Source organism: Curtobacterium sp. PhB190 (assembly GCF_004365385.1).
GTDB lineage: Bacteria > Actinomycetota > Actinomycetes > Actinomycetales > Microbacteriaceae > Curtobacterium.
This window is the reverse complement of record NZ_SODN01000001.1, coordinates 132,406-144,031: the sequence shown is the minus strand read 5'-3', so window position 1 is coordinate 144,031 and position 11,626 is coordinate 132,406. Positions and strand designations below refer to the sequence as shown.

11 protein-coding genes are annotated in these 11,626 nt (G+C 71.4%); 2 read left to right on the top strand and 9 right to left on the bottom strand.

Translation table 11 applies throughout. The features are described from left to right. Nucleotides 1–1,323 (bottom strand): deoxyguanosinetriphosphate triphosphohydrolase, encoded by a 1,323-nt coding sequence (locus tag EDF47_RS00620; protein WP_133938226.1) that lies wholly within the window; start codon nucleotides 1,321–1,323, stop codon nucleotides 1–3. Continuing rightward, nucleotides 1,320–2,474 (bottom strand): tRNA dihydrouridine synthase DusB, encoded by a 1,155-nt coding sequence (gene dusB / locus EDF47_RS00615; protein WP_123292566.1) that lies wholly within the window; start codon nucleotides 2,472–2,474, stop codon nucleotides 1,320–1,322. The genes EDF47_RS00620 and dusB overlap by 4 nt, the downstream gene beginning before the upstream one ends. A 47-nt stretch (nucleotides 2,475–2,521) precedes the next feature. On the opposite strand from dusB, the gene EDF47_RS00610 reads away from it, so the two are divergent. After that, a complete protein-coding gene (locus tag EDF47_RS00610; protein ID WP_133938225.1) occupies nucleotides 2,522–3,007 on the top strand; it encodes a YbaK/EbsC family protein in 486 nt (161 codons plus the stop codon). A gap of 119 nt (nucleotides 3,008–3,126) precedes the next feature. Here EDF47_RS00610 and EDF47_RS00605 read toward each other — a convergent pair whose 3' ends face one another. From EDF47_RS00605 to EDF47_RS00590, 4 genes are all read right to left on the bottom strand, one after another. Then, nucleotides 3,127–3,336 carry a hypothetical protein gene (locus EDF47_RS00605; protein WP_123340411.1) on the bottom strand — a complete coding sequence of 70 codons (210 nt, stop codon included), beginning with the start codon at nucleotides 3,334–3,336 and terminating at the stop codon, nucleotides 3,127–3,129. Continuing rightward, nucleotides 3,333–4,067: a DsbA family oxidoreductase gene (locus EDF47_RS00600; RefSeq protein ID WP_133938223.1), complete on the bottom strand. Its 735-nt coding sequence runs from the start codon at nucleotides 4,065–4,067 to the stop codon at nucleotides 3,333–3,335. Before EDF47_RS00600 ends, EDF47_RS00605 begins: the two co-directional genes overlap by 4 nt. A gap of 125 nt (nucleotides 4,068–4,192) precedes the next feature. After that, nucleotides 4,193–5,578, bottom strand: a complete 1,386-nt coding sequence (locus tag EDF47_RS00595) for a glycine--tRNA ligase (RefSeq protein WP_123938268.1) — start codon at nucleotides 5,576–5,578, stop codon at nucleotides 4,193–4,195. A gap of 107 nt (nucleotides 5,579–5,685) precedes the next feature. Further along, a complete protein-coding gene (locus EDF47_RS00590) occupies nucleotides 5,686–6,741 on the bottom strand; it encodes an aminotransferase class V-fold PLP-dependent enzyme (protein ID WP_133938221.1) in 1,056 nt (351 codons plus the stop codon). A 70-nt stretch (nucleotides 6,742–6,811) separates the two neighbouring features. Between EDF47_RS00590 and EDF47_RS00585 the strand changes: the two genes are divergently transcribed. Then, on the top strand, nucleotides 6,812–7,762 hold the full coding sequence (locus EDF47_RS00585) for a LysR family transcriptional regulator (protein ID WP_133938219.1): 951 nt from the start codon (nucleotides 6,812–6,814) through the stop codon (nucleotides 7,760–7,762). 8 nt (nucleotides 7,763–7,770) lie between these two features. Here the strand turns inward: EDF47_RS00585 and EDF47_RS00580 are convergent, their stop codons facing one another. The 3 genes from EDF47_RS00580 to leuA form a co-directional block, all read right to left on the bottom strand. Beyond that, complete coding sequence (locus EDF47_RS00580) at nucleotides 7,771–8,568, bottom strand: isoprenyl transferase (protein WP_133938217.1); 798 nt, start codon at nucleotides 8,566–8,568, stop codon at nucleotides 7,771–7,773. Next, nucleotides 8,565–9,431, bottom strand: a complete 867-nt coding sequence (gene recO, locus EDF47_RS00575) for a DNA repair protein RecO (RefSeq protein ID WP_131920522.1) — start codon at nucleotides 9,429–9,431, stop codon at nucleotides 8,565–8,567. Before recO ends, EDF47_RS00580 begins: the two co-directional genes overlap by 4 nt. Nucleotides 9,432–9,740: 309 nt before the next feature. Then, on the bottom strand, nucleotides 9,741–11,516 hold the full coding sequence (leuA, locus tag EDF47_RS00570; RefSeq protein ID WP_123292557.1) for a 2-isopropylmalate synthase: 1,776 nt from the start codon (nucleotides 11,514–11,516) through the stop codon (nucleotides 9,741–9,743). Nucleotides 11,517–11,626: the final 110 nt, after the last annotated feature.

Below are 11,626 nucleotides of genomic sequence, written 5' to 3'. Positions count from 1 at the left end.
TCACACCGGGATGTGGACCGCTTCCCGCTCGCCGACGACCAACCGCCGGTGCCAGGCGATCGCCCCTTGGTCCGTCAGGCTCGCGACCTGGTCGACCACGGCGCGGAGTCGGCCGTCGTCGTCAGACGCCGCACGCCAGTCGGCGGCGAAGCCGGGCTCGAGATCCGATGCACCCGATGCTGCCAGGGCGTCGAGCAGCTCCGTCAGGATCCGACGCTGGTCTTCGTACACGGGCTGCCGGTCGCCCTGCGTCATCACGAATGCCGCCACGATCCCCTTGAGGACCGCGATCTCGCCGATGATCTCCGGCGGCGTCACGACGGACGCCGCGAACCGGACCAGGGACCCGGAAGCGTAGGACTCGCGGGTCGCGGCCGTCGCCGTCCGCGCGAAGCGTCCGATCAGCTGCGAGGTCAGGTTCTTCAGGTGCGCTGCGTCACGCCGGGACCCGTCGTACGAGGTCATCCAGAGCGGCAGCGCCCGGAGGCGGTCGAACGCCTCGAGCAGTTCGTCACGACTCAGGTCGTCGCCCACCCACGCGTGCATCGCGGTGACGATGTCGTTCTCGCCGACGCGGTCGCCGAGCGCTGCGACGTCGATGAACCCGGCGACGACGGCGTCCTCGAAGTCGTGCACCGAGTACGCGATGTCGTCGGACAGGTCCATGACCTGCGCCTCGATGCACCGCTGCCGACGGGGCGCCCCGGCACGGAGCCACTCGAAGGCGTCGTGGTCGTCGTCGTAGAAGCCGAACTTGGTCCGACCCGATGACGACTCGGAGACGCCCTGCGCCGCCGGCCACGGGTACTTGCAGCTGGCGTCCAACGACGCACGGGTCAGGTTGAGACCGAAGGGACGCTCGACGCCAGCGCCGGCCCCCGCGCCAGCGGCGCCTGCCCCCGGCCGCAGCCCGTACACCTTCGGCTCGAGCCGGGTGAGCAGCCGCAGCGTCTGCGCGTTGCCCTCGAACCCGCCGATGCCGGCGGCCCAGGCGTTGACGGCGGTCTCACCGTTGTGGCCGAAGGGCGGGTGGCCGATGTCGTGCGCCAGGCACGCGGTGTCCACCACGTCGGGGTCGAGGCCCAGCGAGTCCGCGAGCTCTCGACCGACCTGCGCCACCTCGAGCGAGTGGGTCAGGCGGTTGCGGGCGAAGTCGAGCCCGGTCGTCGGGCTGAGCACCTGGGTCTTCGCGGCGAGGCGACGGAGCGCGCTGGAGTGCAGCAGGCGTGCGCGGTCACGGGCGAAGTCCGATCGGCGGTTGCCGTGCTCTTCCGGGAGCCAGCGCTCGGCGTCGGCCGGTCCGTACGAGGCGGTGGCGCTCATCCGCCGCTGTGGTGCAGCTCGGCGGCGGCGAGGACCTTGCGGAACTCGCTGTCGACGTCGCGGGACTCGAGCCAGCGGTCGGGCAGTGCGGTGCGCTTCGGGTTGCCGGAGCGACCACGGGGGCCCTCGGCGCCCTCGCCCGGGTACGGTGCGTCGCGGTCGAGCTGCCCGAGCAGGTCGTCGATCTCCTGCAGGCTCGACGACAGTGCGAGACCGGACCGCACGTCGCTGCCGATCGGATACCCCTTGAAGTACCAGGCCACGTGCTTGCGGGCGTCGCGGCAACCGTGGTCCTCGGACCCGAAGAACTCGACGAGCAGTTCGGCGTGCCGACGGAACCCGTCGGCGACCTCGCCCAGGGTCGGCATGTACCGCAGCCCTTCGCCGCGGAACGCCGCCGCCAGGTCGCCGAACAGCCACGGGCGCCCGAGGCACCCGCGTCCGACGACGACGCCGTCGACGCCGGTCTCGTCGACCATGCGCAGGGCGTCGGCTGCCGACCAGATGTCCCCGTTGCCGAGGATCGGGATGTCGGTGACGGTTTCCTTCAGCGTCGCGATCGCCGACCAGTCGGCGTGACCGGAGTAGTGCTCGTTCGCCGTGCGGGCGTGCAGCGACACCGCGGCGACGCCGGCGTCCCGCGCGATGCGGGCGGCGTCGAGGTAGGTCAGGTGGTCTTCGTCGATGCCCTTGCGCATCTTCACGGTGACCGGCACGTTGCCTGCGGCGCGGACGGTCTTCGTGACGAGTTCGCGGAACAGCTCGAGCTTCCAGGGCAGTGCCGCGCCGCCGCCCTTGCGGGTGACCTTGGGCACCGGGCAGCCGAAGTTCAGGTCGATGTGGTCGGCGCGGTCCTCGCCCACCAGGATCGAAGCGGCCTCGGCCACGGTGTTCGGCTCGACGCCGTACAGCTGGATCGACCGCGGGGTCTCGGACTCGTGGTGCTGGATGAGCTGCATCGACACGGGGGTGCGTTCGACCAGTGCGCGCGAGGTGATCATCTCGCAGACGTAGAGACCGGCGCCGTACTCGCGGCAGAGCCGGCGGTACGCCATGTTCGTGATGCCCGCCATGGGCGCGAGCACGACCGGCACGTCGACCTCGATCGGGCCGATGCGCAGAGGCCGTGCTGGGGCTTGTGTGATCGTCATACCTGGTCCATCCTCCCACGTCGGTGCTCGCCGGTAGCGTTCTCCACATGACGATCGACGCCAGCACCCGCTTCGACACCGACGCAGCAGCCCGCGGCCTGTCCGTCGAGGTCGTCGAACGCCCCGCCGCGGACTCCCTGCAGCAGGCCGCCGAACTGCTCGGCATCGACCCCGGCGACATCGTGAAGACGCTGGTCGTCAAGCGGCACGACGGCGGCTTCCTGCTCGCGCTCGTTCCGGGCGGCCGGAGCATCGCGTGGAAGAAGCTCCGCTCCGTGGTCGGCGTGAACAAGCTCTCGATGCCCGACGCGGCGACCGCGCTCCAGGCGACCTGCTACGAGCGCGGCACCATCACGCCCATCGGCGCGACCGGCGACCTGCCCGTCTACGCCGACGAACGCATCGTCGGTCGACTCGTCGCCCTCGGCGCGGGCCGCCACGGCGCGAGTGCCTTCGTCGACGCCGACGACCTCGTCGCCGCGTACGGCGCGACGGTCGCCGACATCACCGACGAGGAACCGCAGCGCGCCTGACCGGTCCGGCGACCGACGGATCGCGCCCCCGCACAGCTGTCGCGCCCCGCGGAATCGGGGCGCAACGACCACACGGGGGCGCGGGACCAGCAGCGCGCGACGCGCGACCGACGAAACCGTCAGTCCGGCACCTCGGTCCAGTCGCCCTCGGCACCGGCGAACGATCCGGCGTCGATCAGGCACGAATCACCGTCGCAGACCGGCGCACCGCCGGGCGTGACCAGCGTGAGCAGGCCGGGGCGCGCCTCCAGACCGGAGATCGCATCCGGGACCGACGGGGCGGACGGGAGGCCCGCCCCACCCCCGACGGTGACCGTCGCGCCCGTCATCGGGTCGCCGCCACGTCGGCGCTCGCGTCGTCCGCAGCGCGTTCGGTCGCCGAGGCGACCTCGTCCGGAGTCGTCCCGCGCAGCGCGACGACCTGCGTCAGCACCTGCTCGAACGCTGCCGGGTCCTGCGCGCCCGAGACGCCGTACTTGCCGTCGATGACGAAGAAGGGGACGCCGTTGATGCCGAAGGCCTGCGCCTGGGCCTGGTCGGCGCGGACGGCTGCGAGCTGGGAGTCGTCGCGGAGCGTGGCGAGGACCTCGTCGCGGTCGAGCCCGATCTCGGCGGCCAGGTCGGCCAGCGTCGCGTCGTCGCCGACGTGCTCGCCGCGCTCGAAGTAGGCGGTGAACAGGCGCTCGACCATGTCGAGCTGCTTGCCGTGCTGCTTGGCGAGGTGGATGACCTGGTGCGCCTTCACGGTGTTCGTGTGGTGCATGGCCTCGAAGTCGTAGTCCAGCCCGACCGAAGCCGCGATGCCGGTGACCTGGTCGAGCATCTGCTGCGCCTGCTCGACGGGCATGCCCTTGTGGCTCGACAGGAACTCGGCCTCGGTGCCCTCGAAGTCGACAGGGGTGTCCGGGCTGAGCTCGAAGGAGTGGTACTCGACCTCGACCGGGCGGCCGTCCGCCGAGGCGCCGAACGCGGCGACGCCGGCCTCGAACTTGCGCTTGCCGATGTAGCACCAGGGGCAGGCGATGTCCGACCAGACATCGACCTTCACGGAGTCGTTCATGCTGATCCCAACGCGGACGTTGCGCTTGCATTCCCGCAGAACCTGGTTCCGGACACCGCACCGTGGATCTTCGTGGTGCTGTGTCCGGAACCTGGTTCCGACGCGCCGCGCCGCCCGCGAGGTCCCTACGCGCCGAGCAACCGCTGCGCCAGGTAGCCCTGCAGCTGGTCGAGGGCGACCCGCTCCTGCGCCATGGTGTCGCGCTCGCGCACCGTCACGGCCTTGTCCTCGAGCGTGTCGAAGTCGACCGTGATGCAGAACGGCGTGCCGATCTCGTCGTGGCGACGGTAGCGACGGCCGATCGCACCGGCGTCGTCGAAGTCCACGTTCCAGTTCTTGCGCAGGTCGTCGGCCAGGCCGCGGGCGACCGGCGACAGCTGCTCGTTGCGCGACAGCGGCAGCACCGCGGCCTTGACGGGCGCCAGGCGCGGGTCGAGTCGCAGCACGGTGCGCTTGTCGACGCCGCCCTTCGCGTTCGGTGCTTCGTCCTCGTGGTACGAGTCGAGTAGGAACGCCATGAGCGCACGGGTCAGGCCGAAGGACGGCTCGATGACGTACGGCACGTACTTCTCGTTGGCCGCCTGGTCGAAGAAGCGCAGGTCCTGGCCGGACGACTCGATGTGGTTGTTGAGGTCGAAGTCGGTGCGGTTCGCGACGCCCATGAGCTCGCCCCACTCCGATCCGGTGAACCCGAAGCGGTACTCGATGTCGGCGGTGGCGTCGGAGTAGTGCGCCCGCTCGCCGTCCGGCACGTCGAAGCGGCGAAGGTTCTCCGGGTCGATGCCGAGCTCGGTGTAGAACGCGATCGAGTCGGCGATCCACTGCTCGTAGTGTTCCCCCGCCTCGGCCGGCGGCACGAAGTACTCGATCTCCATCTGCTCGAACTCGCGGGTGCGGAAGATGAAGTTGCCGGGCGTGATCTCGTTGCGGAACGCCTTGCCGACCTGGCCGATGCCGAACGGGGGCTTCATGCGGCTGGTCGTCACGACCTGCGCGAAGTCGACGAAGATGCCCTGCGCGGTCTCGGGGCGCAGGAAGTTCAGGCCCTCTTCGGACTCGACCGGGCCGAGGTACGTCTTGAGCATCCCGGAGAACTCGCGGGGCTCGGTCCACTCGCCGCGGGTGCCGCAGTTCGGGCAGGCGATCTCGGCCATGCGGCCCTCGGGGTCGCGGCCCTTCTTGGCGACGAACGCCTCGATCAGGTGGTCCTCGCGGAACCGGTGGTGGCAGTGCAGGCACTCCACGAGCGGGTCGGTGAAGGTCGCGACGTGGCCGGAGGCCTCCCACACCTTGCGGGGCAGGATGACGGCGGAGTCGAGGCCGACCATGTCGCCACGGCCGCGGACGAACCGCTGCCACCACTGACGCTTGATGTTCTCCTTGAGCTCCACACCGAGGGGCCCGTAGTCCCACGCGGAGCGGGAGCCTCCGTAGATCTCACCCGACTGGAAGACGAAGCCGCGGCGCTTGGCCAGGGCGATGACGCTGTCGAGACGGGTGGGCTGTGCCAAAGAGTGCTCCAGAGGTCGCCGAGCTGGGTGCTCGGTGCGGAAACGGTCCGGGCAAGACTACCGGCGATCGTCGGCCGGGAGGCCCGCCCCGCGTCCGCCCGTCACGCTCACCTCGCCGACGTGGTCGCCCCCACCCCGCGCAGTGCGGCCGCCACGTCGGTCACGTCGGACTCGTCGTTCCACAGGTGGAACGCGATCCGGAGTCGCCCGGCACGCCCCGACGCGGTGAGCCCGGCGGCGGTGAGGGCCCGGAGGGCCGACCCATCGGCGTCCGCGAACGTCACGATCGCCTGCCCGTCGCCCTGCCGAGGCGACCCGAGGGCGTCGCACAGCCGGTCTGCGAGACCGGTGGCGTGCCTCCAGACCGCCTGCTGGTCGAGCGCGACCGCGTGTTCGAGCGCGGCCACGGCACCGGGCCACGCCTGCCAGGCCGGCGAGACGTCGAAGCGACGGGCGTCGTCGGCCAGGCGCATGTCGGGGCCGTAGCAGGACGACCACACGTCCGCGCCGGCGTACCAGCCGGCCTGGACCGGGCGGAGCCGACCGAGGGCGGTGTCGGAGAGTGTCATGAAGGCGACGCCGCGCGGCGCGCAGAGCCACTTGTAGGCGTGCGTGAGCGTCACGTCGAACAGTGCCGCGTCGACGGGCAGGACGCCGGCTGCCTGCGTGAGGTCGCAGAGGGTGAGGGCACCGACCCGCCGGGCCGCGGCGACGATCGGGTACGGATCCGTGACCGCGCCGGTGGCGGACTGCACCGCGGACCACGCGACGAGGGCGGTGTCGGGCCCGACGGACGCGGCGAGCCGGTCGAGCGGGACGCTCCGGACCCGCACGCCGCGGTGTGCCTGGGCGAGGAACGGGAACACGACCGAGCTGAAGTCACCGTCGGGGACGACCACCTCGGCACCGTCCGGTAACGCATCGGCGACGACCGCAGCCATCACCGAGGTCTGCGAGCCGGTCGCCACGTGGGACACCGGCACTCCAACGAGGGCGGCGAACAGCGCGCGGCCCTCCTCGACCAACGCCCCGTAGTGGGCCGGCGAGTTCTCGGCGCGGGACCACGCGTCGAGGTCGGCCCGCTGTGCGGCGAGCGTGGCCCGGGTCGGCAGACCGGCGGTGCACGCCGCGAGGTAGCCACGGCCGGCGGGGAAGGAGTCCATGCGGACAGCGTCCCGGCTCGTGCCCCATCACACCAGGCCGGGTTCGTTGTGCAGCCGATAACATCGCGTGATGGACGACATCGATCTCCAGCTGCTCCGGATCCTCCGCGCTGTGGCCGACGGTGGGTCGATCACCCGCGCCGCCGCAGCGCTCGGGTCGAGCCAACCCGCGGTCAGCCAGTTGCTCGCCCGGGCCGAACGTCGGCTCGGGCACACCCTGGTGCTGCGGTCCGGGCAGGACGGTCGCGGCGGGCGCGGTGCCACGCTGACGGACGCCGGTCGGGTGCTCGCGGACCACGCCCTGCACGTGCAGGCCGCTCTGACCGCCGCGCGTGAGGACCTCGACGCCGTCGGGGGCCTGACCCGCGGCCGCGTGCGCCTCGCCGGGTTCCCGAGCGCGTCCTCGGCCCTCGTGCCCGCGGTGCTCGCCCGGCTGGCGTCGACGGCTCCGGGCGTGACGACCTCGTACGTCGAGGTCGAACCGCCCGAGGCGCTCGACCTGCTGCGGAGCGGGGAGGTCGACGTCGCCCTGACCTTCACCTACGTCGGCGACGAGGTCGGGTCTGCCCCGGACCCCGGGCTCGTCACGCGGGCACTCGGGCGGGATCCGCTCGCCCTGGTGACGCCGGTCGGAGGCTCGGGCACCGCGGACGCCGGTGTCGTGGACCTCGCGTCGCACCGCGACGCCCGCTGGATCGGCGGCTGCCCCCGGTGCCGCGGCCACCTGCTCGCCTCGTGTGCGACCGCCGGGTTCACCCCGGACATCGTGCTCGAGACCGACAACGCGGCTGCGGTGGTGGGGCTCGTCGCCGCCGGACTCGGCGTGGCGCTGCTCCCCCGGCTGGCGCTCGCGACGACGGTGATCCCCGCCGACGTCCGGGTCGACCCCGTGGACGACGACCTGGCCCGCCGGGTCGAGGTCGTCATCGCCCGAGTGGCCGAGCGCGTCCCGAGCGTCCGTGCGGCCCTGGACGCGGTGCGGTCGGCGGCGCACCTGCTCGACGGGCCGCTGCCCGGCTGACGGGTGCGTCAGGCGGTCGGGGCGTCGACCGCACCGCCGTAGCGCCGGTCGCGGCGTGCGTACTCCTCGATCGCGCCCCACAGGTCCGTGCGCCGGAAGTCCGGCCACAGGCGGTCCAGGAACACCATCTCGGCGTACGCCGACTGCCACAGCAGGAAGTTGCTCGTGCGCTGCTCCCCCGAACTGCGCAGGAACAGGTCGACGTCGGGCATCTCGGGCACGTAGAGCCGCTTCGCCAGTGCCTTCTCGGTGACCTGGCTCGGCTTGAGGCGTCCGGCGGCGACCTCTTCGGCCATCCCCCGCACGGCGTCGACGATCTCGTTCCGGCCGCCGTAGTTGACGCACATCGTCAGGGTCAGCACGTCGTTGCGCGCGGTCATCTGCTCGGCACGGTCGAGCTCGTCGATGACGCTCCGCCACAGCCGCGGACGGCGTCCGGCCCACCGCACCTTGACGCCCCACTCGTTCAGTTGGTCGCGCCGACGACGGATCACGTCGCGGTTGAAGCCCATCAGGAACCGGACCTCTTCCGGCGAACGCTTCCAGTTCTCGGTGGAGAACGCGTACGCCGAGATGTGCTTGACGCCGATCTGGATCCCGCCGGCAACGACGTCGAGCAGCGATGCCTCGCCCGCCTTGTGCCCCTCGATCCGGGTGAGCCCGCGGCCGTTGGCCCACCGGCCGTTGCCGTCCATCACGATCGCGACGTGGTCCGGCACGAACCGGGCCGGGATCGCCGGAGGCGTCTCACCGGTCCAGTCGATCGGGCGGAACGGCGCGGCGTCGTCGGGGCGGCGGGGGCTCATGCGGTGGGGGTTCCTTCCACGGTGCGGGTTCCTTCCGCGGCGGGATCGGGGTCAGGGAGTGCGGGTGCCGGGGTGGAGGCCACCGCGCGTGCTGTCGCCTCGGGTCCGTCGTGGGTCAGCGGCACGGGCAGCGGGTGCTCCGAGCGGTCGACGTGCGGCAGGGACCGGAGCGATCGTTCCAGGTGCCACTGGGCGTAGGCCGCGACCACGCCGGAGGCCCGCGACCGCGTCCGTTCGTCGGTGGCGTCGACGCTCGCCCAGTCGCCGGCGAGCAGCGAGCCGAGCACGCCGAGGGTCGCCGGGTCGAGCCGCGGCGTGCCGGGAGGCGCAGCCCGGTCGGCGACGACCCCGCCGAGCTGCACCACGAACGCGGAGTGCGGCCCGGGCTCCCCCGTGACCGCGCAGTCGCTGAACGAGGGCGCCCACCCCGCGATGCTCATCGCACGGAGCAGGTACGAGTCGAGCGTCGCGCTGGAGTGGTGCTCACCGCGCGACAGCGACCGCAGCGCGCCGACGAGCAACAGGTACTGCTGCAGCCCGGCGTCGGCCTCGCTCAGGCGGTCGGCGGTCTCGACCATCGCACTGGCTGCCGTGTAGGCGCCGTAGTCCGCGACGATCTGCGCCCCGTAGGCCCCGAGCGACTCGGCCTGCGTGACGATGTCGAGCGAGCGGCCCTCGTAGAACTGGGCGTCGACGACCATGAACGGCTCGAGCCGACTGCCGAACTTCGACGCCGTCCGCCGCACGCCCTTGGCCACCGCGCGGATCTTGCCGTGCTGCCGGCTGAGCATGGTGACGATGCGGTCGGCTTCCCCGAGCTTGTGGGTGCGCAACACGACGCACTCGTCCCGGTACAGCGGCATGCCCCCAGTATCCCCCGCCCCGCCGACACCGCGTGCGGCGCGCAGCGCGTGCGCGGGGGCGTACTTGGCGGAATCGGGCGTACCTGGTCGAAAGAAACGACCAGGTACGCCCGATTCGACTTGCCATCGCGCGTGACGGGGGAAGGACCGGGCACAGACGGGAGGCTCCCCACCGGGCACGGCCGGTCCGCCGCTGGCGCGTCGGCCCGGAACCGGCCGGCGTGGGCCCAGGTGCAGGACGGACCTGCACCGCGCCTCCCGGCCTGGTCGCGTCTCAGGCGGAGACGAGCCTCCCGGCCTGGTCGCGTCTCAGGCGGAGACGAGCTCCGGCGAGTCGGCGCCGGCAGCAGCACCGGCGCGCACCGCGCGGTTCACCGCGGACACGATCGCCTTGAGCGAGGCCGTCGAGATGTCGGCGTCGATGCCGACGCCCCACAGGCGCACGCCGTCGACGTCGAGCTCGACGTACGACGCCGCCTTGGCGTCACCGGAGGCGCTCATCGTGTGCTCCGAGTAGTCGTACAGCGTGACCTGGACGCCCTGCTCGGCGAGGACCTTGAGGAACGCGTCGATCGGACCGGTGCCCACGGCGTCGGCGGTGACGGAGCCCTCGTCGACGCGGAGTGCGACCGACAGCGAGGTCGTGCCGTCGAAGTCGCTCGAGGTCGCCGTCTTGGTGAGCTCGTACCGGCCCCACTTGTCGTCGTCGGTCGAGGCGGGCAGGTACTCGTCCTGGAACACGTCCCAGATGCGCTGCGACGAGAACTCGCCACCCTCGGTGTCGGTGTGCCGCTGCACGACGCCGGAGAACTCGATCTGCAGCTTGCGGGGCAGGTCGAGGGCGTGGTCGGTCTTGAGGAGGTACGCGACGCCGCCCTTGCCGGACTGCGAGTTCACACGGATGACGGCCTCGTACGACCGGCCGATGTCCTTCGGGTCGACGGGCAGGTACGGCACCGCCCACTCGATCTCGTCGATGTCCTTGCCCGCGGCGGCAGCCTTGGCCTTCATCGCCTCGAAGCCCTTGTTGATGGCGTCCTGGTGCGAGCCGCTGAACGCCGTGTAGACGAGGTCGCCCGCCCACGGCTGACGCTCCGGCACCGGCAGCTGGTTGCAGTACTCGACGGTGCGCTTCACCTGGTCGATGTCCGCGAACGAGATCTCCGGGTCGATGCCCTGCGTGAACAGGTTCATGCCCAGCGCGACGAGGTCGACGTTGCCGGTGCGCTCACCGTTGCCGAACAGGCAGCCTTCGATGCGGTCCGCGCCGGCCATGTAGCCCAGCTCGGCGGCGGCGACGGCGGTGCCGCGGTCGTTGTGCGGGTGCAGCGAGAGGATGACGTCCTGGCGGTGCGCGAGGTTGCGCGACATCCACTCGATCGAGTCGGCGTAGACGTTCGGCGTCGCCATCTCGACGGTGGCCGGCAGGTTGATGATGACCTTGCGGTCGGGGGTGGGCTCGAAGACCTCGAGCACGGCGTTGCAGATCTGCAGCGCGACCTCGAGCTCGGTGCCCGTGTAGGACTCCGGCGAGTACTCGTAGTAGACCGTCGTGTCGTGCTGCAGCGTCGCCTCGGCCGCCTTGCACAGCTTCGCGCCGGCCACCGCGATGTCGACGACACCCTGCACGTCGGTGCGGAAGACGACCTCGCGCTGCACGATCGACGTCGAGTTGTACAGGTGGACGATGGCCTGCTTCGCGCCGTCGATCGCCTCGTACGTGCGCTGGATGAGGTGCTCACGCGCCTGGGTCAGCACCTGGATGGTGACGTCGTCGGGGATCGCGCCCTCGTCGATCAGGCTGCGGACGAAGTCGAAGTCGGTCTGCGAGGCGCTCGGGAACCCGACCTCGATCTCCTTGTAGCCCATGCCGACGAGCAGGTCGAACATGGCGCGCTTGCGCTCGGCGTCCATCGGGTCGATGAGGGCCTGGTTGCCGTCACGCAGGTCGACCGCACACCAGCGCGGGGCCCGCTCGATGCGTTTCGTCGGCCAGGTGCGGTCGGGCAGTTCGACCGAGATCTGTTCGTGGAAGGGGACGTACTTGTGGATCGGCATCCCGGAGGGCTGCTGCGTGTTCTGCATCGTTCGTCGCTTTCGTCGCGTGTTCGTGTGCTCTGGTGAGTGCGGCCACGACGGACTCCGCGACGAGGTGGGCCGGTGTGTCAGGCCTCGTCGCGGCAGCGAAGGAGGAG

Bases quoted from the DNA above. Each gene is read 5' to 3' on its own strand.
- EDF47_RS00580 (WP_133938217.1), bottom strand. From the start codon at position 8,568: ATGAGCCCCCGCCGCCCCGACGACGCCGCGCCGTTCCGCCCGATCGAC.
- recO (WP_131920522.1), bottom strand. From the start codon at position 9,431: ATGCCGCTGTACCGGGACGAGTGCGTCGTGTTGCGCACCCACAAGCTC.
- EDF47_RS00610 (WP_133938225.1), top strand. From the start codon at position 2,522: ATGACGATCGACGCCAGCACCCGCTTCGACACCGACGCAGCAGCCCGC.
- leuA (WP_123292557.1), bottom strand. From the start codon at position 11,516: ATGCAGAACACGCAGCAGCCCTCCGGGATGCCGATCCACAAGTACGTC.
- EDF47_RS00590 (WP_133938221.1), bottom strand. From the start codon at position 6,741: ATGGACTCCTTCCCCGCCGGCCGTGGCTACCTCGCGGCGTGCACCGCC.
- dusB (WP_123292566.1), bottom strand. From the start codon at position 2,474: ATGACGATCACACAAGCCCCAGCACGGCCTCTGCGCATCGGCCCGATC.
- EDF47_RS00605 (WP_123340411.1), bottom strand. From the start codon at position 3,336: ATGACGGGCGCGACGGTCACCGTCGGGGGTGGGGCGGGCCTCCCGTCC.
- EDF47_RS00620 (WP_133938226.1), bottom strand. From the start codon at position 1,323: ATGAGCGCCACCGCCTCGTACGGACCGGCCGACGCCGAGCGCTGGCTC.
- EDF47_RS00600 (WP_133938223.1), bottom strand. From the start codon at position 4,067: ATGAACGACTCCGTGAAGGTCGATGTCTGGTCGGACATCGCCTGCCCC.
- EDF47_RS00585 (WP_133938219.1), top strand. From the start codon at position 6,812: ATGGACGACATCGATCTCCAGCTGCTCCGGATCCTCCGCGCTGTGGCC.